This window comes from Prosthecobacter sp. (genome assembly GCF_044222565.1).
Classification (GTDB): domain Bacteria; phylum Verrucomicrobiota; class Verrucomicrobiia; order Verrucomicrobiales; family Verrucomicrobiaceae; genus Prosthecobacter.
The window spans coordinates 93,787-114,866 of sequence record NZ_JBGANA010000026.1 but is presented as its reverse complement, the minus strand read 5'-3'; the positions used below and the strand labels follow the sequence as shown (position 1 = coordinate 114,866).

The window sequence follows — 21,080 nt, the reverse complement described above, 5'->3', positions numbered from 1 at the left end:
GCAGGTCCTGGTCCCACCATTGCTCAAGCCGTGCGCTGGATCGCACGCCTGGGCGGTTACCAGGACCGCAAGAACGATCCGCCTCCCGGAGCGGAGGTCCTATGGCGCGGTCTCCACCATCTCCATGACATGACGGAGACCTGGAAGCTGTCTCAACTTGTGGGTAAAAGTTAGGACGCAGCGGTTCCCTACCAGCTCTGGTGGGATGTGGCGGAGCGCCGGCCCAGAGCGGCATCGGGGTGCCGCGCTCCCAGGGTTCCATACCAGGATGTGGTATGACGCGCGATGAGCGGGAGGAGCGAAGGGGGACTGCCTTTGAAGACTGCTCTATTTGTCTCCGGCAGGGAGGCGGGACTCGAGTTCTTTGACGCGGCCGAGGAGCTGGGGGAGGCGGTTGATGCTGGCGAGGCGGCGTTTTTCTTCGCCGGCAGGGATGGCGGGGAAGCCGAGGTAGGTGCCACCGGCGGGGAGATCGCGGGTGACGCCGCAGCGGGCGGCGAGGGTGCTCTGGGCACCGACATGCACGTGACCTGCAATGCCGACCTGGGCGGCGATGACGACGTAATCTCCAATGACGACGCTGCCCGCGATGGCGGCGCAGGCGACGATGATGCAGTGCCTGCCGACGACGACATTGTGTCCGATCTGGACGAGGTTGTCGATTTTCGTGCCTTCCCCGATCCAGGTGCGGCCGAAGCGGGCGCGGTCCACGGTGCTGCCGGCGCCGATTTCGACATCGTTGTCGATCTGAACGATGCCAGCCTGGCGGACTTTGCGATGGCGGCCCTGGCCGAACTCATAGCCGAAACCGTCGGCGCCGATAACGACGCCGGAATGCAAAAAGACGCGTTCTCCGAGAAGGCACTCGGCATGCACGGTGGCATTGGCGTGGAGACGTGAACCTGCGCCGATGGCCGCATTGCGCCCGACAAAACATCCGGGGCCGATTTCGACTTCATCGCCCAACTCGACGCCGGATTCGATCACGGCGTGGGGCCCGATGGAAACGCGGAGGGGATCGTATTTAACGCCGTCCGCGATGACGGCGGAGGGATGCACGCCGGGGGTGAAGGGAGCGGGCTGAAAGCCGTAGGCCTCCACGATCTGCTCAAAGGAGCGCGAGGGGTCCGAAACTGCGATGCAGGAGACGTGGGGTGGAAAATCCGTCCAGCCCAGAGGAACCAGAACCGCGCTGGCGTGGGTGTGAGCGAGGCGCTCATTGTAACGAGCGTCATGAAAGAAGCTGAGGTCTCCCGGGAGGGCCTCTTTCAAGGATGCGAAGCCGGTAATCTGACCGACGGGGTCACCGCAAAGCACAGTGCCTCCGACAAGGGCTGCGAGATCGGAGAGCGAGATTTTCATAAGCGGAAGGAATCTTCATCAAGATCGTGTTCCGCGCCCGATTCAGCGACCCTTTTTTTGATTTTGCTAACCCTGCAGCGTCTCGACCCGCATCCAGCTGGGCTGACCACGGACACACTGGAGCTGGGAGATGGCGGCGAGAGCTGCCTTCATGTCGCCGAGACGGGCGTCGTGGATCATGAGGACGAGGGAGGTCTCTCCGCTGGTGTCTTCGAGATCTTCGGGCTGGATCATGGACGAGATGCCGATGCCACGCTCTCCGAGGGCGGTGGCGACCTGGGCGAGAACGCCGGGGATGTCGTCCACGGTGAGGCGGAGGTAGTAGTGGGAGACGGTGTCGTCTATGGGCTTTGATTTGCCGTAGAGGCCGTGGGGGACGAAGCCGCTGTGACGGGCGCCGTGCATGAGGACGGCGGCGGCTTCGCAGAGATCGCTGATGACGCTGCTGCTGGTGGGGTCCTGACCGGCGCCGCGGCCGTAGAAAAGGGTCTCGCCGACGATGTCTCCATTGACGAGCACGGCATTGAAGGCGCCGCTGACGCTGGCGAGCACGTGGGAGAGCGGGACGAGGGTGGGCTGGGTGCGGACCTCGACGAGGCCATTCTCATCCGCACGGATGACGGAGAGGAGCTTGATGGTGTAGCCGAGGCGCTCGGCAAAGCGGAAGTCTGTGATGCTGACGCGATCCACGCCTTCGACGTACACTTTGTCCTGCGGGATCCAGAAACCGTAGCTGAGGGAGGCGAGGATGATGGCCTTGTGAGCGGCGTCCCAGCCGCTGACGTCGAGCGTGGGGTCTGCCTCAGCGTAGCCTTTGTCCTGAGCCTCCTGCAGGGCGTCCTGATAGGTGAGGCCTGCCTGCGACATGCGGGTGAGGATGTAATTGCAGGTGCCGTTTATGATGCCGTGGATGGAGCGGATGTGATTTCCGACGAGGCCTTCCTGAAGGACCTGAATGATGGGGATGCCACCGGCGACGGCGGCCTCAAAGTAGATGGGGACACCGCACTCTTCCGCGAGGGCGAAGAGCTCTTTTCCGCGCTCGGCAAGGAGGGCCTTGTTCCCAGTGACGACGATTTTTTTGGCGCGGAGCGCGGCCGAAACCATGTCATAGGCGATGGTGGTGCCGCCGATGAGCTCGACGACGACGGGGATGGAGGGATCGCTGACGAGGTCTTTCCAGTCGGTGGTGAGCAGCGAGGCAGGGACTTCGACATCGCGCGGGCGGGAGAGATCGCGAACGGCGATTCTGGTGACCTGGAGATCGGCACCGATGCGGCGGCTGATGAGGGACCGATTTTTTTGGAGATTCTTGAACACTCCAGCGCCCACATTGCCTAAACCTGCCAAACCTATGTTGATTGCACGTGGAGAACTGACGTTGGACATGATGGAGGAATGGCCTGGATTGAAGGGCCGTAGACATGGCGGAGGGGAGAGGCTCTCGCAAGTGGAGAAGGCTGATATTGGAAAGTTCAGTAAAACTCCTAAACCCATCTACACGACGCGCTGAAAATGAGTCGATTGAATTATTTTGAAGTAAAAAAAACCTTGTCGTAACCCAACCGGTCCTGATAAAGGATTGGCGAATTAAATGTCTTTGAAATCTCTTAGTTACTGGTTTGCCTGCACTGTCGCCGCTGTTATTGCGGTGGGTGCCGCGGAGCCGAACCTGACACCGGCACCCGACCTCAGAGTGGCGGGTGCGGGTCTTGGCAGTGCGATTCCGATGCCGGACACTGGACGCACGGTGCTGCTGTTTGCGGGGATCATGGCGATGGCGTTTACCTACCGGTGTGCGTGGGTGAGCTGGAGGCGTGGGACGCAGGGGTGAGGTGGATCGCTAAGGGGGTGATGTTTTTTGGCAAAGGATGATGAGCAAAGGATGGCCGGAAATTTGCACCGCAAAGATTTGGAGAACGCAGAGAAGAATTTTGAATTGGGGTGGGGCGAAAGAGAGATTTTGTGTCACCGCTACGCGGTTCCACGGGGTTTGAGGGTCGTGGGTGTGCGGACCCGTGGGTTTCACCCACGGCTACGGTTGTGCCAGCCCTACGGGCTTGCGGTGGGAGGAAGGCGCCTTTCTGTGGGAGGGGATGTTGTGTGTTTAACGGATGGAGGGGTGCAAGCTCTTGAAAGCGTTTTGGAAACGAGGGGGATGCGAAGGGACCGCCTATTTTGGTGAGTGGTTTTGAGTCGACGGAGGTGTAGGGGCTCGGCTAGCATCGGAGGTATGAAAGCATTGGCTGCTCTTGTTTTGCTGGTTCCCCCTTTTCTCTCCGCGGCGGATGCTGCGTACCCGAAGCACGCGGTGGCGAGTGTGCACCCGCTGGCGACGGAGGCGGCGATGCAGGCGTTTGAGAAAGGTGGCAATGCAGTCGATGCGGCAGTGGCTGCGGGGCTGACGCTGGGGGTGGTGGATGGACACAACTCGGGGATCGGCGGAGGATGCTTTTTTGTGATTCACGCGGCGGATGGGACGGTGACGTGCATAGACGGACGTGAGATGGCACCGGCGAAGGCAAGCCGGGACATGTATGTGATCAACGGCAAGCTGGACGATGAGGCGAGCAAGACAGGAGCACTGGCGTCCGGGGTGCCGGGATACCTGAAGGCGTGCGATGCGGCGCAGAAGAAGCACGGGAAGCTGAAGCTGGCGGATGTGCTGCTGCCGGCGGCGGAGATCGCGGACAAGGGATTTCCGATTGATACGGTGTATGCGCGGAAGCTGGCGGGAACAGGGGCAAAGCTGGCGAAGTTTCCGTCTTCGGCGGCGATTTTCCTGAAGGATGGCAAGCCGCTGGAGAAGGGGGATGTGCTGGTGCAGAAGGATCTGGCGGCCACCTACCGGGCTGTGGCACAAAATGGTATCGGGTGGTTTTATGAAGGTGAGTTTGCCAAGAAGGCGGCGGAGTGGATGAAGGAGAATGGCGGGCTGATGACGGCGGAGGATTTCGCGGGCTACAAGGCTCCGGAGCGGGAGGCGATCCGCTCGAAGTATCGGGGGTATGATCTGATCACGATGCCGCCGCCGAGCTCTGGCGGGGTGCATGTGGCGCAGATCTTAAATATCCTGGAGCATTTTCCGATCCGGCATTTCCGTGCGAGCAGCCGTGTGCATGTGATCACGGAGGCGATGAAGCTGGCGTTTGCGGATCGCGCGTACTGGCTGGGGGATCCGGATTTTGTGAAGGTGCCGCGGGGACTGGTGGATCCGGTTTATGCGGCGGAGCTGGCGAAGAAGATCGACCTGGACCACGCGACGAAGGTAACCGGTCACAACATGCCGCCGCACTGGGAGGGGGATGTCTTTGGCAAGCACACGACGTTTCTGTGCACGGCGGATGCGGAGGGGAACTGGGTGGCGCTGAACCAGACGATCAACACGGCGTTTGGGAGCAAGGTGGTGATCCCGGGAACCGGGGTGCTGATGAATGATGAGATGGATGACTTTGCGGTGCAGCCGGGGATTCCGAATGCTTTCAAGCTGGTGGGTGCGGAGGCAAATGCGGTGGCGCCGGGGAAGAGACCGCTCTCAAGCATGAGCCCGACGATTGTGCTGAAGGATGGCAAGCCGGTGATCGTGACGGGAGCGGCGGGCGGGCCGACGATCATCACGCAGGCGCTGCTGCTGCTGACGCATGTGATTGATGACGGGATGCTGCCAGCGGAGGCGCTGGCGGAGCCGAGGTTTCACCATCAGTGGAATCCGGATGAGCTGAAAATTGAGAAGAAATTTGGCGAGGGGACGCTGAGCCGGGTGAAGGCGCTGGGGCATACGCTGGCGGAGTCGGAGGGATTTGGGGCGTGCCAGGCGATCTTTTTTGACGGGGAGAAGAAGCTGTTTTTTCCGGCGAATGATCCGCGGGTGCCGGGAAAAGCGGATGGAAAGTGAGGGGGAGTAGACGGCTTCGCATTTTGAGCGGTGCGGTGATTCCGGAGCGGGCTATTGCGAAGCCGCGAAGCGAACCCCGAACTATGTACTCAGAAAAGCTGCGGGGAGTTTGAAGTTATTCGTGGGGCAAGAACAGAGATGTCGAGGGAGGCGGGAAAGGGTAAAATGATTTTTCCTGAGGTGAAAGAGAGGGGGCGGAAGGGTTGTGCGGAGGGGATTTCGAAGTGTGTGTATGGCTTCGACACCAACCACGGCTGCCCTACGACTGGAGTGGTGCGGGCTCCGGAAGATGGGGCCGCGCGAGGTGGGCGCGTGGAGTTTTGAAGGGAGCGCTGCCAGAGCGGCATCGGAGTGCCGAGCTCCCAGGGGGGGGTTACTCTTCGCGGAGTTTGCGGCGGAGGGTGGCGCGGTTCATTCGCAGGGCGGAGGCGAGGCGGGTGGGCTTGCCGTCGAAGCGGTGGAGGAGGGATTCGAGCATGAAGGACTCGACGGTTTCGAGGAGGTCGTCGTAGGCGGGCATTTTTTCGTCGGAGCCGGTGGTCTTTTGATCGAGCCAGGCGGCGATGCTGCGCTTCATGGTTGCTTCGAGATGATTGGTCTCGTCCGGCTGAACGATGCTCTGGGGCAGATGATGAGGGAGGATGGTGCTGCCGCTGCAGACGGCGGAGGCGTGGGCCATGGCGGTTTTTAATTCACGCACGTTGCCGGACCAAGCGTGGGACTTGAGAGCGGCGAGGGCTTCGGCGGAGAGAACGCGCTCGCCTAAAAAAGCTGCGGCGAGGGCGGGGATGTCCATGGTGCGATCGCACAACGGAGGCTGAGTGACCTGCAAAACGGCGAGGGCGTAGAACAGGTCTTCACGCAGGTGAGGTGCGGCCTCCTGGCTGGATGCGGTGAAGAGGCGGGCTTTCAAGGTGCCTGCATTTAAGCGATGCATGAGGGCGGCCTGGAGGGGCTTTGACCAGGTGCTGATTTCATCGATAAACAGGACGCCTTCGCCTGCTTTGGCGATGGCTTCATCGAGGGCGGCCTCGGCGCGGTCCGCGGGCCATTCATCAGCGCGAAACACGACGAGCGGCTGAGTGGAGCGGGAGCTGTGGCGGTGGATGACCTGGGCGGCGAGGCTTTTACCGCTGCCGGGTGGGCCTTGCAGAAGAACGGGTGCATCGCTGCCGCTGGCCTGGGCGATGACGGCGAAGGCGCGCTGCATGGGCTCGCTGCTGCCGATCATGGTGGTTTCGGCGCGCTGCTCGACTTTTACCGGAGAGAGGATTTCGCGGACGGCGCGCTGCATGTCGGCGAGATTGAGGGGCTTGAGGAAGTACTCGCGTGCGCCGAGGCGGCGTGCCTCGAGGGCGGTATCGAGCGTGCCGTGGGCGGTGATGATCATCACGGGCGGAGGACTGGGCAGAGACTGGATTTTTTCGAGGACCTTGAGGCCGCTGATGTCCGGGAGGCCGACATCGAGAATGATGAGGGCGTAGGACTGACCTGCCAGTTTGTCGATGCCCCCCTGCCCTGAGGCTGCGACGACGGGCGTGGCATCGAGGCGGCGAACGAGCGTGGAGAGGGCGGCTGCGAGGGCGTATTCGTCTTCGATGATGAGGATGGCGGGATTCATGCGGTGAGAAGAGGGAGAGAGACGATGACGACGGCTCCGCCCTTGGGGTCATTTTGCAAATGCATGGTACCCCCGTGAGCGGTGACGATGCTGGAGACGATGTTCAAGCCGACGCCCATGCCACCTTCTTTTTCGGTGAAGAAAAGTTCCGTGCCGTGAGCGAGTGCGGATTCGGAGAAGCCGGTGCCGGAGTCGGTGAAGCGGAGCTCGCAGGAGTGCGCGAGGGTGTGTGCATTCACGGAGAGTTTGCCGCCGCGGGGCATGGCCTGGATGGCGTTGACCATGATGTTTCGCACGGCCTGGGCCATGCGCTGGGAGTCGCCCATGATGAAGATGGGAGCGGGCAGCGTGAGGAGGAGCTCGACGCTGGCATGACGGGCCTGGGCATCGAGATTTCTCGCAACGTCCTGAATGCAGGCGGCGAGGTCGAGTTTGACGAGCTTGGGCGGGAGGGGATTGGCGAGGTGGAGCCACTGATTGACGAGACCTGCGATGACGGCGGATTCGTTTTCGATGAGCCGGATGGCGTGGCGGTCTTCCTCGTTTTGAGGGGTCATCAACTGGGCGTGAAGCTGGATGGAGGCGAGGGGGTTCTTTATGTCGTGGGCAAGGCTGGTGGCAACGCGACCGAGCATGGCAAGGCGCTCGGACTGGGCGCGCTTGAGGCGCTCGCGGGCGAGGAGCCAGCCGACGAATCCTGACACGGCCCAGAAGGCGAGGAAGACATTGCGCGTGGCCGGATCGTCGAGCGAGAGGCTTGACCCGGGATGCCTGCGTTCAAAGATGATGTCCTCCTTATCGTCGAGCCGCAGGATGATGGCTTCGCGGCCTTTGAGCAGCGTGAGGAGCTGGCCGTCGGCGGGAGCGTCAGACAGGATGTGGACTCTGGCGCCGTTGATGCGGTCTCCCTGGCGAAAGAAAATGGACACGCCGGAGAGGCGCTGCAAATCCGATGCGAGCTTCGGACTGCGAGGGAGATGCATCTCACGGACAAAGTCGGCCTGAGATTTGGCGAAGGCCGAGAACAGGCGGCGGGACTCGAGTTCTTCGCGGTACTGCAGCCAAGCCAGAAGCAGGACCGAGCCCAGCATGACGAAGGCGAGAAAGCTCAGGGCGAGACTGAGGCGGAGCTTTGTAGGAGAGGCGGACACGCGCTACGGTTCCGGCAGAGGCGCGGTTTTATCAATGGGCTTGTCTTCCCAGATGGCTTCGCCGGTGGTGGGGTCGTAGGTGAGGACGCGGCTCTTGCTGCCGGGGACGGGGGCTTTGTCGATCTTGGGGAGCCATTTGGAAAGCTCGGCTTTTTTGGCGGTATGCTCAGATTTTTTGGCGAGATTGGTCCACTCGTTGGGATCGTTTTTGAGATCGTAGAGTTCTTCGCTGCCGTCGGCGTAGCGGATGTAGCGCCAGTCTTTGGTGCGGATGGTGTGATTGCCCTGATTGTGAGTGGTGATGGCGGGCCATTCGCGGGGTGCGCTGGCGTCTTGAAACTGGGGCATGAGGCTGTGGCCTTCGAGGTCGGAGCGCGCGGGCAGTTTGGCGAGGGAGAGGAGGGATGGGAAGATGTCGAGGAGTTCGACGGGGCTGGTGCAGACCTGGCCGGGCTTGATGCCGGGGCCGGCGAAAATGAGGGGGACGCGGGTGCTGCGCTCCCACAATGTATTTTTTCCTGTCATGAGTTTTTCGCCAAGGTGCCAGCCGTGATCGCCCCAGAGGACGACGATGGTGTTGTCCAAGCGGCCGGTGGCTTCGAGCTGGCTCATGAGGCGGCCGACCTGGCTGTCCATGAAGCTGACGCAGGCGAGGTAGGCGCGGACCAGGGGGCGCCATTCATTGGCTTTGCGCAGGGTGGAGAGGCGAGGCTCGGGGAGCTTCCAGTGGAGGAAGTCGGCGAACTTGGGGAGATCGGCGCGATCGTCTTCTTTGACGGGAGGCATCTGCAGCGTGGCATCGGGATAGAGATCGAACCACTTCTGCGAAGCGAAGCATGGGACGTGAGGGAGGCGGAAGCCGGCGGCGATAAAGAAGGGCTTGTCGGCAGGAGCGCGCTTCATGGCGTCGATCGCGGAGTCGGCGATTTTCCAGTCGGCGTTGTCTTCGTCTTTCTCGGGGAAGACGCCCCAGTCCATGGCGGGATGGCGGTCGGGTCCGGGGAGATGGGCGATGGGGGTTTTGGGCTTGGGCATGGGACCGCGATTGCCCCACTCATTGAACTCTGCTTTTTGATCGCCACCGCGCATGGAGCCGTCATGGTAGATTTTGCCGCTGTTGAAGGTGAAGTAGCCGGCTTGAGTGAAAGTTTGCGGGAGGGTGATGTGGCTCTTCGTTTGCTCGACTTCGCGGATGCCGGGGGCGAGGCCGTAGATGCCGGTGCTGGAAGGACGCAGGCCGGTGAGGAGGGAGCTGCGCGAGGGATTGCACAGAGGGGCCTGGCAGTGGGCGCTGGCGAAGAGAGTGCCGCGTTTGGCGAGGGCGTCGATGGACGGGGTTTTTACCTGCGGATGCCCGCCCATGCAGCCGATCCAGTCGTTTTGATCATCGATGGCGATGAAGAGGACGTTGGGGCGGGAGTCGGCGGCGTGGAGGATGACGCCGGTGAACAGGAATACGGAGCAGAGACGGAGCAACTTCATGGTCGGCTTCAAACGAAAGGTTCGAACGCATTATAGCGGCCTTTTGCCTCATCGGCAATATCGCTGGCGCAGTCAGGTTTGAGTGCGGCGGAGGATTGTGTCACCGCTACGCGGTTCCACGACATTGGGAGGGGTGGGTGATGCGGTTCCGTGGGTTGTCACCCACGGCTACTTTTGTGCCAGCCCTACGGGCTTTCGGAGAGAGAGTGCGCGAGGTTTACAGTATACCATGGAGTGGTATTATTGTGCCACCATCATGCAGAACAGGCTTTCAAACAGGGCCTGGTGTTCTGGGGCTCGGGAGATCAAGGGCTGGCAAGGTCACTTCACCTGCAGGTGTTTTAGGAGCCTGCTGCGGGTTGAACTTGAACAGCGTTCAAACCCGGCTGCGGGTTGTAACTTTTTTAACCGCCATCACAGCAAGACCGCCGCCGATCCATGGTGGAGCTACAAAGCGACTGATGTCCCACCACCAAATCATATTGAATGAATCCAGCTCCAAGCCAGAGACCATTGCAATGAATCCATAAATCAAAAACTCCGTGAGAATTAGGGCGCCAGTCAGATGGGAAAAACTCCATTTGTCCCGCCCCACCAACCAAACAGCATTCAAAAAAACAAACCCGGCCATCAAGGATGCAGCAGGTTGCATGCTGCGGCCACCACCCAATCCAAGCAAAGCTACAATCAAAACGGCAAATAATGCGCACCCAAACATCCCGAGAGTTCCAACAACAGCCCGTTTCATTATTTGGTGGTATATAAATAATTCAGATCATGTCTGATTTGGCAGACATGAATGGCATTTAGTTCGTGCAGCCGATCCAGTCGTTTTGATCATCGATGGCGATGAAGAGGAAGTTGGGGCGGGAGTCGGCGGCGTGGAGGATGACGCCGGTGAACAGGAATACGGAGCAGAGACGGAGCAACTTCATGGTCGGCTTCAAACGAAGCCCGACTGGAGGAACTAGCAGCTGACACCGACGGACGAGAATGTCCGCCTTACTTTCAAGATAAAGTGCCTGGCATCAATTTTATCTGCGCTGAAAAGCCAGTGGTGGTTCCCGTGCTAGCGGCAGAGCAGTCAGGGAACAACAAAATCCCGGTAATGGCTGCTCACCAACTGGCCAAAATACTGGGCTTGCCTGTTGAAGGAGGCAACTTTCAGGCCGCCAGGATGCACCGCAGTGCTGCATCAGGTCTTGACCGTGTTTTTAAACCCGTGCCATTCATCGGCCCTGTGCAGCCAGGACAGAGCTACCTTCTCCTTGATGATACCCTCACTCAGGGCGGTACTTTTGCCGGTCTTGCCAGTCATATCGTGGCAGGCGGCGGCCATGTTGTTGGCATCGTGGCATTGACGGGCAAGCCTTATATTGCGAAACTGGCCCCTAGTGAGGCCACCATCGCACGCCTCCGTGAACAGCATGGAAGCATTGAGTCCAGTTTCAAGCAGCAGCAAGGTTATGGTTTCGACTCCCTCACAGAGTCCGAAGCCCGTTACCTCGCCAACTTCCGGCCTGCTGACCGAGTCAGAGCTCGCATCCTTGAAGGCGGACATGGATCAGGCGGCACAGTTCTTCCAGGACAAGCAGAAGGCCTTGCCAGCGCCCCCGCCTCACAGCAGCTAGGCCTTCCGAAAGACCGCCGCGCCGCGTTCCTCGATGTCGCAGACGCTCTTCTCGCCGATGGGGTCAAAACACCGGAGGCACTCGCCGCCGCGCTCAATACGGCCCGCCCCGACGGCTCGCTGATGAAATACGCCCAGGCTCTCTGGGACTACCTCGGCGCCATCGAGCCATCTCTCCGTGGCACCCATGACTGGCAGGCCGTTGCTGAAGGGCAGAAACAGCCTCCGGAGGCGTCCCAGCCCTCTGTTGACATTCCACCCTCGATACCACAATCTACCAATGATGATACTCAACCCAGCATTCGTGGCGCAGGTCAGGCGTCAGAATCTCCTGATTCAGGAAGGGGATCACTCGGAGCCACGCAGTCCGGACAACACCCAGTTGATGAGAATCTGGGAGCAGGAATGCCCGACAATGTTCCGCCTGCTGTCGGAAGCGGGGATACTGATGCAGTACGCCAACGTCCTCAACGAGACAGCACTTCAGCAGGCGAACGAGATGCCGGGGGACGCTCGGGAGAACCTGTCACAGGTGCGCATGGAAATGATTCCGTGCTACCCAGAACAGGAGGCGAACTGGCTCCGCAACGTGCTGGAGGAAGCGGACTTGGAGAAACTGGGGTTGATGCCTTACGAGGACGAAGTGGGAAGATTGATCGTTCCGAACAAAGTCCCGACCGATCAAACTATTGGCTCACCAATCCTGAGTCCATCGTAGGAGGCGGCCCAAAGGCTCGTTTTGGCCGCAACAAGAAGGCCCTCGAAACACTCGAAGCGCTTCAGGAAGAGAACCGCGGCCCGACGCCGGCAGAACTCGACACCCTGGCCGCATACACGGGGCTGGCAGATTGGACCGTCTGGGAAAAAAACGGGAAGACTATGGCCTAGAAAACTCATGGCCGCTGAAAGCGGCGCCCAAGGCGATGCTTCTGGAAGCCAGCAGCCCCTGAGAGATTTCGAGGGCGGACGGGAATGTCAGCCCAGCTTCAGGCGGTGACCTGGGGCACGAGGTGTTCGGCGGCTTTGGCGGCTTCGGCGCGGAGGTCGGCGTTGAGATTTTTTTGTTCGAACTCGCGGCACCAGCCTTTGATCTCAAGCTCGTTGAAGATCTTGCCGATGACACGGCGGAGGAGGCCTTTAAGGTTGGGGAGTTCGACTTCCTGAAGGGAGCGGATGGCGGCTTCTTTGTAGCCTTCCAGGAGGGTCATGGCCTTCTCATGGGCGCCGCTGTCGAGCGCCCACTGGCGGAAGGTGGCGTTGTCGGGCTTGATTTTGGCGACGCCGTTCCAGAGGGCTTCCATCTGGTCTTTGACTTCGCCTTTGCCTTTCTCACGGAGGAGGGAGAGGACGATGCTGGGGCGCATGTTCCATTCGTTACCGGCGGCGGAGTCTTCGCCGAGATCGTCGAGGTCATCGCGGATCTGGTAGGCGATGCCGAGGTTTTCGCTGTAGGTGTGAAGCACGTCGCCACATTCATCGAGCTGACCGGCGAGAGCGGCTCCGACCTTGAGAGCGACTTCAAAGGCGGGGGCGGTTTTGCTGCGGAAGATTTCGAGCACCTGCGTGCTGCTGAGGGCGACGGGGTGGCGGGTCCAGAGGAGCTCGGCCCCCTGGCCGATGCAGAGCTCACGCTGGCCTTCGGCGGCGACAAGAATGGAGGCACTACGGATGTGGGCAGCGGCATCGTTGTCGGCGAGGAGGCGGTAGCCTTCGCCGATGAGGAGGTCGCCAATGTTCAGGGCGACGGGGATGCCGTGCTCGGTGTGGAGGGTGGTCTCGCCATAGCGTTCGGCATCGCCGTCTTCGATGTCGTCGTGAACGAGGGAAGCCTTGTGGAAGATTTCGACAGCGATGGCGGCTTTCTTGACGGTGTCTGAGATGGGGCCTTCGGGGTCCTCACGCAGGGCCTGATAGGCAGCGACGGTGAGGAAGGGACGCCAGCGTTTGCCAGCGCGCGCGAGCCATTCGCGGGCGATGTCGTCGCTGTGGCCGCGGGAGGGGCCCATGAGTGCGTTGAGGGACTCGATGGTGAACCAGGTTTTGACCTCGTCGTGGAGGGCGTTGAGATTGAGGCGGCGGGTTTTGTCGTCGCTGGTGAGGTGGATGTAGTCCCAGACCCAGTCGATATCGACGAGGGTGTCGATGCAGTCGTCCTGGAGGAGAGGGACGGCGACGGCTGGGATGGCGGCGGCCTCCACGTAGGGGAAGGTGCGCTCAAGAACAGGCAGGCAGGAGATGCCGACGATGGCTTCGATCTTGCCGGTCTGGATGAGGGACATGACGATGGCGCTGCCTTCGGCGACGAGAACGGCGTAGCCGAGCTTTTCGGCTTCGTTTTGGAAGTCCTGGATGGAGCAGAGGCCGCACTGCTTGCAAAGAAGGCCAAACTCATCAAAGGGGGCGGGGCACTTGCTCTCCACCCGGAGGCATTTCGGCATGAGCAGCAGGCGCTTTTCGAATGGGACGGTGGCGAGGGATTCGCGCCAGGTTTCATTGGCCAGAAGCACGCCGACGTAGTCGCGGTGGATTTTGTCGATGGCGTGGATGGCGAGGATTTTGTCCGTATGCTCCTGAAGCTCCGCAATGGGTACGGGGGGAACGAGGCGGTTCTCCTCGGCATAGGCACGCACCCATGCGAGGATCTGATCGCGGTCCTGCTTGGTCTGGGGGATGTTTTTCTTCGGCTGGCGAATACGGCGGTTCAGCCCGGGAATGGGCGGCGGCAGAGCGGCAGAACGAACGACGACGGAGGACATGGAGGGAAAGGGACGAAGGGCAGGATGCCGGGGGAGGAAGGTGAGCGGTTTAACCGTGTAAGAGGGGCTTTGTCTTGCAGATATTGCGACAAACTGTGCGAATCTTGCGCAGCGACTACACAGGAACGGAGGAAGGTTCAGTCAGAAGACCGGGAAGAAAGGGCTCAAACAACCGTGCCGCGACCACTTTTGGGCGTGGTTTTCTTTGGTTTGGTCTCGGGCAGGCCTTCATCCTGGAGGATGGTGTCCTGAGGGAGGGGTTCGGCGCCTTCTTCTCCTTTTGGGTCAGGCTCGGCGAAGGGAGTGGACTTCTGGTAGAGCTTGAGGCGGGCATCAAACTCCTCCTGCAACTTCTGGCGTTCTTCCGGAGGAAGGTCTTTTTCCTTGTCTTCCTTGAACAGGGCGATGCAGCGCTTCTGCCAGAGCTCGGCTTCCTTGAATTCGCCATTGCGGGCGAGGGCGGCAGCCATGGTATCGATCATGGCGTAGGGCTGCTCATCGCTCTGGACGACTTCGGCGAGGAGCTTCAGGGCACGGCGTGCGAGGAGAACGGCGCTCTCGCCATTGTGGAGGCTGTCTTCCGGGCAGGTGGCGAGGAACCAGGCAAGATTGTTGGCGGCCCAAGGATCGTCCGAACGCGCGGCGCGGCGATACCAGGCACCGGCGCGGCGGTAGTCCACGGGGACGCCCTGGCCGGTGTAGTAGAGATTTGCCAGTCGAGTCATGGCGGGGACGAAGTCCTGCTGAGCGGCCTTGAGGTACCAGAGGGCAGCCTTGGAAGAACTTTTGGCGACGCCGTCTCCTCGTTCGAGCTTGGCAGCGTAGGCGGTCTGGGACTGCATGTAGCCCTGGTCGGCGGCTTTCTTGAACCATTCGGCGGCCTTGGCGGGGTCCTTCTTCACGCCTTTGCCTTCCTCATAGAGAGCTCCAAGGCTGTGCTGGGAGAGGGCAAAGCCGAGCTCCGCGGAGGTGCGGTACCATTCCGCTGCTTTGGCTAGGTCCTGCTTCACGCCGACACCGTCCTCATAGAGGGTGCCCATGACGTGCTGAGCGCGGAGATGCTTCTGCTTTGCGGCCTTCTCAATAAACTTGATGCCTTCCTCGACGTTTTTTTTCACGCCTTCACCGGTGATCTTGCGCAGTCCGATCTCAAACTGGGCATCGGCATCTCCGCGATCAGCCCAGGTCATGAGCTCCTTTTCGTCGATGCGCTGGGTTTGCTGCGCCGGGAGAATGGAAGAGGAGATCAGAACCGCCGCGATGATTTTGGCGACGAGTGGCAATAGAGGCGCGTGCTTCATATAGGCTAAAACTACGTCCGGGAGGGAACGTCTCAACCATCAAAATGCGTTCGGCCCGCAAATAGGCGGCGAGCCTGAGGGGGAGGAATGCCCCCCCCTGGCACGTGGCCGGCCAAGGTGAAAGGCGTGCCACGGCTCCCAAACCAAGAGAGTGAGCCCCGAAAACACACCTCTTCTCTGAATCGTCTCCGACCCGCGAACGCGAAGCGGCCCCCCTTCCCTGACGACGGGATGGTTTTGTCCATAAATCAGATGCCCACCTTCAAATCGGGCCGGGCCTTGGCCAGGGCATCGCGACCGGCCAGGGAGGTCTTCGAGTCTCTCAAAGTGAGAGCTTTCAAGCTCTTCATGTCATGAAGAGGTTTGAGACCTGCATCGGTGATCTGGGAGGAGAGGATGCTGAGTGACTTCAGGGACTTCATGGCGGCAAGAATGGCGAGGCCGTCATCCGTGAGAGCGCCGGCGTTGATCTCGAGAGATTCAAGAGTGGACAAAGCCGCGATGTGGCGCAGTCCTTCGGGTCCGGGAGGCTCATTGATGCGAAGCTTGGTCAGTTTCAAGGCACTGAGGCTGGCCAAGCCAGCGTCTGTGACGGAGGTTCTGGCAAAAGCGATTTCGTTCAGTTTTGGCAGAGCGGCAGAGGCGAGAGACTGCAAACCGGCGTCATCAAGGCTGGTCACGTTGGGAGCGCCACGCTCATACAGGTCCAGGCGGGCGAGATTTTTGCAAGAGTTCAGCATCTGCAAAGTGGAGCCTGTGATCCCCTTTGCCCCAATTTCAAGCAGCTGCAGTTCTTTGAGCAGGGCGAGATGCCTGATACCGTCGTCCGTGATGGCGGTCTGATGCAGGTTGATCTCCCGCAGCGCTGGGAGGACGGAGAGATGCATGAGGCCTATGTCGGTGGTGCCGGAATGATCGAGGCGGATGCGAACGAGGTCTTTGGCGCCGGCAAGATGCGTGAAGCCGGAGCCGGTAACACCTTTGCAGGCGCTGAGATCCACACTGAGCAGCGCCTTCATGCCTTTCAAGGCCGCCAGACCTTCGTCGGAAACAAGGACGCCGGGCAGACTGAGGTCTGTGAGCCTGACCAGGCCCGAAAGCTCCAGCAACACCTTGTCCGTCACATTCATCTGGCCGAGAAGGCGGAGCTGAGTGAGCTCCTTGAACCCTTTGATTTGAGCCAAGGATTCTGCGGGCAAGGAGTTGACGCGGTTCAACTCCAAGGTGCGCAGGTTTTTGAACTGGGTGATGAAACCCATGTGCTGAGGCTGCAATGGAGAATTATAAATGGCGAACATCCGCATGGATTCCGCACTGGCAGTGAATGCGGCGAAGCCGCTGCCGGTGAGCGAAGTGAGATGGGCGAGGCGTACGGACTCGATGGTGCGAAGGCCGTTGAGGCGGGAGAGATCATCATCGGTGACTTTGCCACCTTTCGCAGGCGCCATGTCCACGGTGATGCCAATAATATCGAAGCGCCCGGCGGGAAGACCTCCGGAATCTTTGACCGAAGAATCCCTGCCCTCAGTGTCGCGAATGCGGACTTCACCGCCGAGAGAAAGAACCCACTCCGCGGCTTTCCGCCACGAACTGCTGGCCTCACCCGCACCCACGACGGAGGCCGGGGCCGATTTGCCGGACTTTGGAGGGGCGGGTTTATCCTCGGGAGGTGGAATGGTGGCACCCCGCCGCGAAGCCAGATCATCACGTGCCGTTTTTACACGCAGCGCGTCCTCGATCTTGTTCTGCCTGGTAAGCTCGGTCTGGAAGGACTCGAGCGCCTTGTCATAGGTGTCAAACAATGGCAGACCTTTGGTGTCTCTAGCCCGTGCAAATCCAGACTCGGAGCCGCGCCAGGTGGCGCGCAGTTTTTTCAAGGAGTCCGGCAGCGTGTCCAGATCCTCAGGCGGAAGGGCTTTGCCTTCGGCGATGCGCTGCTTTTCCTCGCGCAAGGCGAGAACATCCTTCAGCACTCCCGCCTTGGAGGCGGCGGCAAGAGCGCGGTCCAGCGCGGCGGAGTATCCTGAGTTCAAGGTGGCGAGCTGAGCTTTGTATGCCGAGCCAGCATCGCGGTCGAAAGCGATCTGAAATTTTGCTTCGAGATCAGCGAGCTTCAGAGAGACGGGATCTGCCGGCTGGGCGGTAGGTGGAGCAACGGATGCTGGACCTGGTGCTGGAGCCGGCGCAGGAGTGGTGGGAACAGGCATGGGGGCAGCCGGCTGAGCGGGAGCCACGACTGCAACGGGCGGCGTGACAGGCGCAGGCTGGGAGGGCTGGGAGGCGCCTCCACGCAAGATTCTGGCGCTGCCTTCAAACACCCGCAGGGTCCAGGTTCGTATCTCATATTTGTCCCGAACGACAAAGACAGAAGCGACGGGCTGCTTTGGGAATGAGGGATGATCTTCTCCGGCTTTGGCGAGCTTGTCGAAGTCTCCGGTCCAGTCTGCCAGGCGTTTCACATTGGGAACTTTGCGCTCGACGATGATGCGGTCCAAGGCGCCGGCACGGTCGATCACGCGAATGCTGAGGTGAATGGATGCGCTGGAGGAGCCCCCCCAGTCCAGGCCTTCTCTTTCGTGAATGACTTTACGGCCCGGAGCATTGAGGACCAGCGGCAGAATACGGCCGTTTTTCAGCGGGATATCGACATGGATGCGGTCATTGCCGCTGTGTTTGTCTGCCACAAACTCCATTTCGTAATCACTGCAATGGAGCGCAACGGGCGCGGCGAGTTTTCCTGATTTGCCATCTGGAACGAAGACCAGAGCGGCGCCTTCGCGATTCCACTGGTTTTTGTCGATCAAGCCGGGTACGGACACGCGGTCTTTCACGGGGTCCGTGAGGGCGAGGAGGTCGATGGTCTGGACCGGAACTCTGACCGGCGGAGGGACTGAGACAGCGTCGATGTTTTTCCAAAAGTCAGCCACGGGCGTGCCATTGATGAGCTTGAGCCGCGTGAGAGAGCGCAGGGTGTCGCGGTTCGAGAGATCTGCGGCGACTTCGGTCTCGCAGGTGAGAGACTCGATGGGCATGCCTTTGACGGGGGAGAGATTGCGCACCTTTGTCTTCTCAATGTTCAAGATGCGGAGCGGCATTTTCCGCACGAAGGAAAGATCGCTGATCTGCGACATATTGACGGTCAGATCATCGACGGGCGAGTCCGCGAGCGCGTGGAGGTCGGTGGCGTAGGTGTTGACCAGACGCACCTGACGCAAGGGCATGCCCTGAAGCATGGAGAGGTCAGTGACCTTTGACTGCATGATGACGAGACGCTCGAGCGGCAGACCGCGCAAAAAGCGGAAATCGGTGACGCCCATGTAGTAGGATGCGAAGCCCTTCAGATTTTTCAGCGCAGCGATGGGCGAGAGATCCGTGACATCTCCGGTGCGGTTCAAGTCAAGCGACTCGACGGAGCCGTTCTTGAACACAGGCTTCAACTTTACGTCCTCACCTTTGTTTAACTGCATGATGCGCTGGCGCACCTGCTCGACCTGCTGCTCTGGAGAGAGACTGGCGACTTCGCCGGCGAAGGCATCGGCGGAGACCGGGGTGCTGGTCTTTGCGGCCGGCGGCGTGAGCAGCACATAACCGCCGACGGCGAGGGCGGAGGCAGCGGCGAGGCCAACGATGAGGCCGAGGCTGCTTTTTTTCGGGGCGGAAGATGACTGAGACTGTGGCAGAGGCTTCTCGTGGGGCCTTTTCCCCTGAGGCTCGCGCGGCCCCTGAGAAGCGGGTTTCTGCGCCGGCTGCGAAGCCGGGGATGAGGAAGTGGCAGGCTGGGGCTGTGTGTGCAGCCGCGGAATGGTCAAAATGGAATCAAGGTCTTTGCGGATTTCCGCCGCGCTTTGATAGCGCGACTCACGATCTGTCTGCATGGCCTTGGCGATGATGGCATCGAAGCGCGGATCTGTGCCAAGCTTCAGGCCTGGCATGGTCCACATGCCGCGTGGGATCTCGCCGGTGAGCATCTGATAAAGCATGACGCCGATGGCATACAGGTCCGCGCGCCCGTCGAGAGGGACGCCGGGCATGAGCGCTTCCGGAGCGACGAAGTCCGGAGTGCCCATGGCCATGTTTGTCTTGGTGAGGCCGCCGGCGCCTGCGTCGTTCTGCTTGGCGAGGCCGAAATCCGCCACCTTAACCGCGCCCTCCATGTTAATGAGGATGTTAGCGGGCTTGATGTCGCGATGGATGACGCCATTGCGGTGAGCGTAGTTCAGAGCATCGCACACATGCGCAGTGATGGAGAGCGCGTATTCCTCAGGAAGCTTCCCCTGCGAGATGATCATCTTCGACACGTCGGTGCCGTCGATGAACTCCATGACGATGAACAGCAGGCCGGACCGGGTCTCGCCAAAGTCGTAGACGTTGACGATGCTGGGATGGTTCATCTTCGCCATGGTGCGCGCCTCGTTTTTGAAACGTTCGGCAAACTGGGCGTCTGAATCATCGATCAAATCTCCGGGAAGGACCTTGATGGCAACCGGGCGGTCCAGAGAGATCTGCACGGCCTTGTAAACAGCGCCCATGCCGCCGCGACCGAGAAGCGACTCAAAATGGTACTGCGGCAGCAGTGCCTGCATGTCCTGGAGGGAAGGCGGCTGCCACATGCCGGGAGAACTCGGTGAGGAGCCTATGCGCGATGAATCGGAGCTCATAAAAACGGGCGGGTAGTTCGCCCTAATCCTAGCGCAACGGCCAGACCAAAGACGATGGAATTTTTTGCGAAACCCAAAAAACCACGAGTCGTGTCAAGTGACTGATCTAAGTTTAAGTGGGGGCGCATTTTTGACAAAACGGCCGATTTGTGCGTGAATGGGGGTGCAGCCGAAGCTGCCGCTCCTTCCAGAGTGGTGGCGCGGGGGACCCAACAACCCTGAGTCGAAAGACGCAGGGCGGGGCGAAGGAAGGTGAGTAATCACCGACCAGTCCACTTCCAAGGACCAGTCCGACAGCTAACCTCGCAGGCGACATTGGAAGGGCGATCCTATGCCCGACGCGAGTGCGCCGGGACCACGGTCTCCCGAGAACCACCGCACCCGGGTGCGGACGGGAAACCGTCCGCGGAACCGGGGGCAACCGAGACCCATAACCCAATGAAACACCACGACGGCCAAAGCCTCACGATTGAAGGCCTGGTCAGGCCCACTGTCCAGCAGACATCCGGACCGGAACTCACACCGCTGCAATGGATCCATGTGATCTACGACCACAGCGACGACGAAACTGAACGCGAAGAGGATCTGGAGGCTGCACCACCGGGTGCACGGCCGACAGCGGCAAACGCCACACGAGCGGCGGAATGACACCCACGCACATCAACACTCCCTGAACTCCAAACCTGAACCTACCACAAACTACCATTTTTATGACACATTTCCATTTCAAAGCCCCCTGGGGCCGCACCCTGACGATCATCTCCGTATTTACGACGCTGCTCATGCTGGGCGTGGCCTTCGAACTGAGCGCAGGCCTGCGGATGCCGGCGTTTGTGAGCCTGCCGGAATCCCGCACGCTGGGAATCCTTCTGGTGCTGCTCATTCCGCTGGGCGCCCTGCCCTTCGTCATCCGCGGATACGTCATCACGAAAGACGGCATTCTTATCAAGAGGCTGTGGTGGAACACAGTGCTGCCGTTTGCTGAAATTCAGACCGTCGAAGTGGAGCCGCTGGCGCTGAGCAGCAGCTTCCGCACCTGTGGCAATGGAGGGCTGTACTCCTTCACCGGATATTACTGGAACAGGCAGCTGGGACATTTCCGCGCGTATGTGACGGACCTGAACCGCACGGTCATCGTGCGCATGAGGAACCGGACGGCGGTGCTGTCTCCTGACAAACCGGAGGCCTTTGCCCGCGCAGTGACCCAATCCCTTCATTCCTAAC

17 protein-coding genes and 1 riboswitch are annotated in these 21,080 nt (G+C 60.5%); of the genes, 6 read left to right on the top strand and 11 right to left on the bottom strand.

The features are described 5' to 3' along the window. The first annotated feature begins 18 nt into the window (after positions 1 to 18). Complete coding sequence (locus ACILSR_RS27600; protein WP_395753046.1) at positions 19 to 174, top strand: hypothetical protein; 156 nt, start codon at positions 19 to 21, stop codon at positions 172 to 174. Between the two features lie 153 nt (positions 175 to 327). On the opposite strand, the gene lpxD is transcribed toward ACILSR_RS27600, so the two are convergent. Both lpxD and ACILSR_RS27590 read right to left on the bottom strand, forming a co-directional pair. Further along, complete coding sequence (gene lpxD, locus ACILSR_RS27595) at positions 328 to 1,362, bottom strand: UDP-3-O-(3-hydroxymyristoyl)glucosamine N-acyltransferase (protein WP_395753045.1); 1,035 nt, start codon at positions 1,360 to 1,362, stop codon at positions 328 to 330. A gap of 66 nt (positions 1,363 to 1,428) precedes the next feature. Then, the gene (locus ACILSR_RS27590) at positions 1,429 to 2,751 is read right to left on the bottom strand and encodes a homoserine dehydrogenase (RefSeq protein ID WP_395753044.1); all 1,323 of its coding nucleotides are present in this window, start codon (positions 2,749 to 2,751) and stop codon (positions 1,429 to 1,431) included. Between the two features lie 205 nt (positions 2,752 to 2,956). Here ACILSR_RS27590 and ACILSR_RS27585 point away from each other — a divergent pair, with 205 nt between their 5' ends. Then, positions 2,957 to 3,196 (top strand): hypothetical protein, encoded by a 240-nt coding sequence (locus ACILSR_RS27585; protein ID WP_395753043.1) that lies wholly within the window; start codon positions 2,957 to 2,959, stop codon positions 3,194 to 3,196. A gap of 399 nt (positions 3,197 to 3,595) precedes the next feature. Continuing rightward, positions 3,596 to 5,257 carry a gamma-glutamyltransferase gene (gene ggt / locus ACILSR_RS27580; protein ID WP_395753042.1) on the top strand — a complete coding sequence of 554 codons (1,662 nt, stop codon included), beginning with the start codon at positions 3,596 to 3,598 and terminating at the stop codon, positions 5,255 to 5,257. A gap of 373 nt (positions 5,258 to 5,630) precedes the next feature. On the opposite strand, the gene ACILSR_RS27575 is transcribed toward ggt, so the two are convergent. The 6 genes from ACILSR_RS27575 to ACILSR_RS27550 all read right to left on the bottom strand — a co-directional run bounded on the left by ACILSR_RS27575 (position 5,631) and on the right by ACILSR_RS27550 (position 11,072). Next, positions 5,631 to 6,878: a sigma-54-dependent transcriptional regulator gene (locus tag ACILSR_RS27575; protein ID WP_395753041.1), complete on the bottom strand. Its 1,248-nt coding sequence runs from the start codon at positions 6,876 to 6,878 to the stop codon at positions 5,631 to 5,633. Beyond that, complete coding sequence (locus ACILSR_RS27570) at positions 6,875 to 8,029, bottom strand: sensor histidine kinase (RefSeq protein WP_395753040.1); 1,155 nt, start codon at positions 8,027 to 8,029, stop codon at positions 6,875 to 6,877. The genes ACILSR_RS27575 and ACILSR_RS27570 overlap by 4 nt, the downstream gene beginning before the upstream one ends. Before the next feature lie 3 nt (positions 8,030 to 8,032). Beyond that, on the bottom strand, positions 8,033 to 9,511 hold the full coding sequence (locus ACILSR_RS27565; RefSeq protein WP_395753039.1) for a sulfatase: 1,479 nt from the start codon (positions 9,509 to 9,511) through the stop codon (positions 8,033 to 8,035). A 376-nt stretch (positions 9,512 to 9,887) separates the two neighbouring features. Next, positions 9,888 to 10,259: a hypothetical protein gene (locus ACILSR_RS27560; RefSeq protein ID WP_395753038.1), complete on the bottom strand. Its 372-nt coding sequence runs from the start codon at positions 10,257 to 10,259 to the stop codon at positions 9,888 to 9,890. 58 nt (positions 10,260 to 10,317) lie between these two features. Continuing rightward, positions 10,318 to 10,446, bottom strand: coding sequence for a hypothetical protein (locus tag ACILSR_RS27555; protein ID WP_395753037.1), 129 nt, complete (start codon positions 10,444 to 10,446; stop codon positions 10,318 to 10,320). 260 nt (positions 10,447 to 10,706) lie between these two features. Further along, positions 10,707 to 11,072: a hypothetical protein gene (locus tag ACILSR_RS27550; protein WP_395753036.1), complete on the bottom strand. Its 366-nt coding sequence runs from the start codon at positions 11,070 to 11,072 to the stop codon at positions 10,707 to 10,709. Between the two features lie 349 nt (positions 11,073 to 11,421). On the opposite strand from ACILSR_RS27550, the gene ACILSR_RS27545 reads away from it, so the two are divergent. Beyond that, positions 11,422 to 11,859 (top strand): hypothetical protein, encoded by a 438-nt coding sequence (locus tag ACILSR_RS27545; protein WP_395753035.1) that lies wholly within the window; start codon positions 11,422 to 11,424, stop codon positions 11,857 to 11,859. Positions 11,860 to 12,127: 268 nt separating this feature from the next. On the opposite strand, the gene ACILSR_RS27540 is transcribed toward ACILSR_RS27545, so the two are convergent. From ACILSR_RS27540 to ACILSR_RS27530, 3 genes are all read right to left on the bottom strand, one after another. After that, on the bottom strand, positions 12,128 to 13,897 hold the full coding sequence (locus tag ACILSR_RS27540; protein ID WP_395753034.1) for a polyprenyl synthetase family protein: 1,770 nt from the start codon (positions 13,895 to 13,897) through the stop codon (positions 12,128 to 12,130). A gap of 164 nt (positions 13,898 to 14,061) precedes the next feature. After that, on the bottom strand, positions 14,062 to 15,198 hold the full coding sequence (locus ACILSR_RS27535) for a tetratricopeptide repeat protein (RefSeq protein WP_395753033.1): 1,137 nt from the start codon (positions 15,196 to 15,198) through the stop codon (positions 14,062 to 14,064). Positions 15,199 to 15,446: 248 nt separating this feature from the next. After that, positions 15,447 to 19,808, bottom strand: a complete 4,362-nt coding sequence (locus ACILSR_RS27530; protein ID WP_395753032.1) for a protein kinase domain-containing protein — start codon at positions 19,806 to 19,808, stop codon at positions 15,447 to 15,449. 205 nt (positions 19,809 to 20,013) lie between these two features. Then, positions 20,014 to 20,183, top strand: a riboswitch (cyclic di-AMP (ydaO/yuaA leader). Positions 20,184 to 20,294: 111 nt separating this feature from the next. Here ACILSR_RS27530 and ACILSR_RS27525 point away from each other — a divergent pair. Further along, positions 20,295 to 20,504, top strand: a complete 210-nt coding sequence (locus ACILSR_RS27525; RefSeq protein ID WP_395753031.1) for a hypothetical protein — start codon at positions 20,295 to 20,297, stop codon at positions 20,502 to 20,504. Between the two features lie 62 nt (positions 20,505 to 20,566). Beyond that, the gene (locus ACILSR_RS27520; RefSeq protein WP_395753030.1) at positions 20,567 to 21,079 is read left to right on the top strand and encodes a PH domain-containing protein; all 513 of its coding nucleotides are present in this window, start codon (positions 20,567 to 20,569) and stop codon (positions 21,077 to 21,079) included. Position 21,080 lies beyond the last annotated feature (1 nt).

What these genes read in the sequence shown, in the direction of transcription:
- lpxD (WP_395753045.1), bottom strand. Translation starts at nt 1,362, where the DNA reads ATGAAAATCTCGCTCTCCGATCTCGCAGCCCTTGTCGGAGGCACTGTG.
- ACILSR_RS27590 (WP_395753044.1), bottom strand. Translation starts at nt 2,751, where the DNA reads ATGTCCAACGTCAGTTCTCCACGTGCAATCAACATAGGTTTGGCAGGT.
- ACILSR_RS27585 (WP_395753043.1), top strand. Translation starts at nt 2,957, where the DNA reads ATGTCTTTGAAATCTCTTAGTTACTGGTTTGCCTGCACTGTCGCCGCT.
- ggt (WP_395753042.1), top strand. Translation starts at nt 3,596, where the DNA reads ATGAAAGCATTGGCTGCTCTTGTTTTGCTGGTTCCCCCTTTTCTCTCC.
- ACILSR_RS27575 (WP_395753041.1), bottom strand. Translation starts at nt 6,878, where the DNA reads ATGAATCCCGCCATCCTCATCATCGAAGACGAATACGCCCTCGCAGCC.
- ACILSR_RS27565 (WP_395753039.1), bottom strand. Translation starts at nt 9,511, where the DNA reads ATGAAGTTGCTCCGTCTCTGCTCCGTATTCCTGTTCACCGGCGTCATC.
- ACILSR_RS27560 (WP_395753038.1), bottom strand. Translation starts at nt 10,259, where the DNA reads ATGAAACGGGCTGTTGTTGGAACTCTCGGGATGTTTGGGTGCGCATTA.
- ACILSR_RS27555 (WP_395753037.1), bottom strand. Translation starts at nt 10,446, where the DNA reads ATGAAGTTGCTCCGTCTCTGCTCCGTATTCCTGTTCACCGGCGTCATC.
- ACILSR_RS27550 (WP_395753036.1), bottom strand. Translation starts at nt 11,072, where the DNA reads ATGTCCGCCTTCAAGGATGCGAGCTCTGACTCGGTCAGCAGGCCGGAA.
- ACILSR_RS27545 (WP_395753035.1), top strand. Translation starts at nt 11,422, where the DNA reads ATGATGATACTCAACCCAGCATTCGTGGCGCAGGTCAGGCGTCAGAAT.
- ACILSR_RS27540 (WP_395753034.1), bottom strand. Translation starts at nt 13,897, where the DNA reads ATGTCCTCCGTCGTCGTTCGTTCTGCCGCTCTGCCGCCGCCCATTCCC.
- ACILSR_RS27535 (WP_395753033.1), bottom strand. Translation starts at nt 15,198, where the DNA reads ATGAAGCACGCGCCTCTATTGCCACTCGTCGCCAAAATCATCGCGGCG.
- ACILSR_RS27530 (WP_395753032.1), bottom strand. Translation starts at nt 19,808, where the DNA reads ATGTGGCAGCCGCCTTCCCTCCAGGACATGCAGGCACTGCTGCCGCAG.
- ACILSR_RS27525 (WP_395753031.1), top strand. Translation starts at nt 20,295, where the DNA reads ATGAAACACCACGACGGCCAAAGCCTCACGATTGAAGGCCTGGTCAGG.
- ACILSR_RS27520 (WP_395753030.1), top strand. Translation starts at nt 20,567, where the DNA reads ATGACACATTTCCATTTCAAAGCCCCCTGGGGCCGCACCCTGACGATC.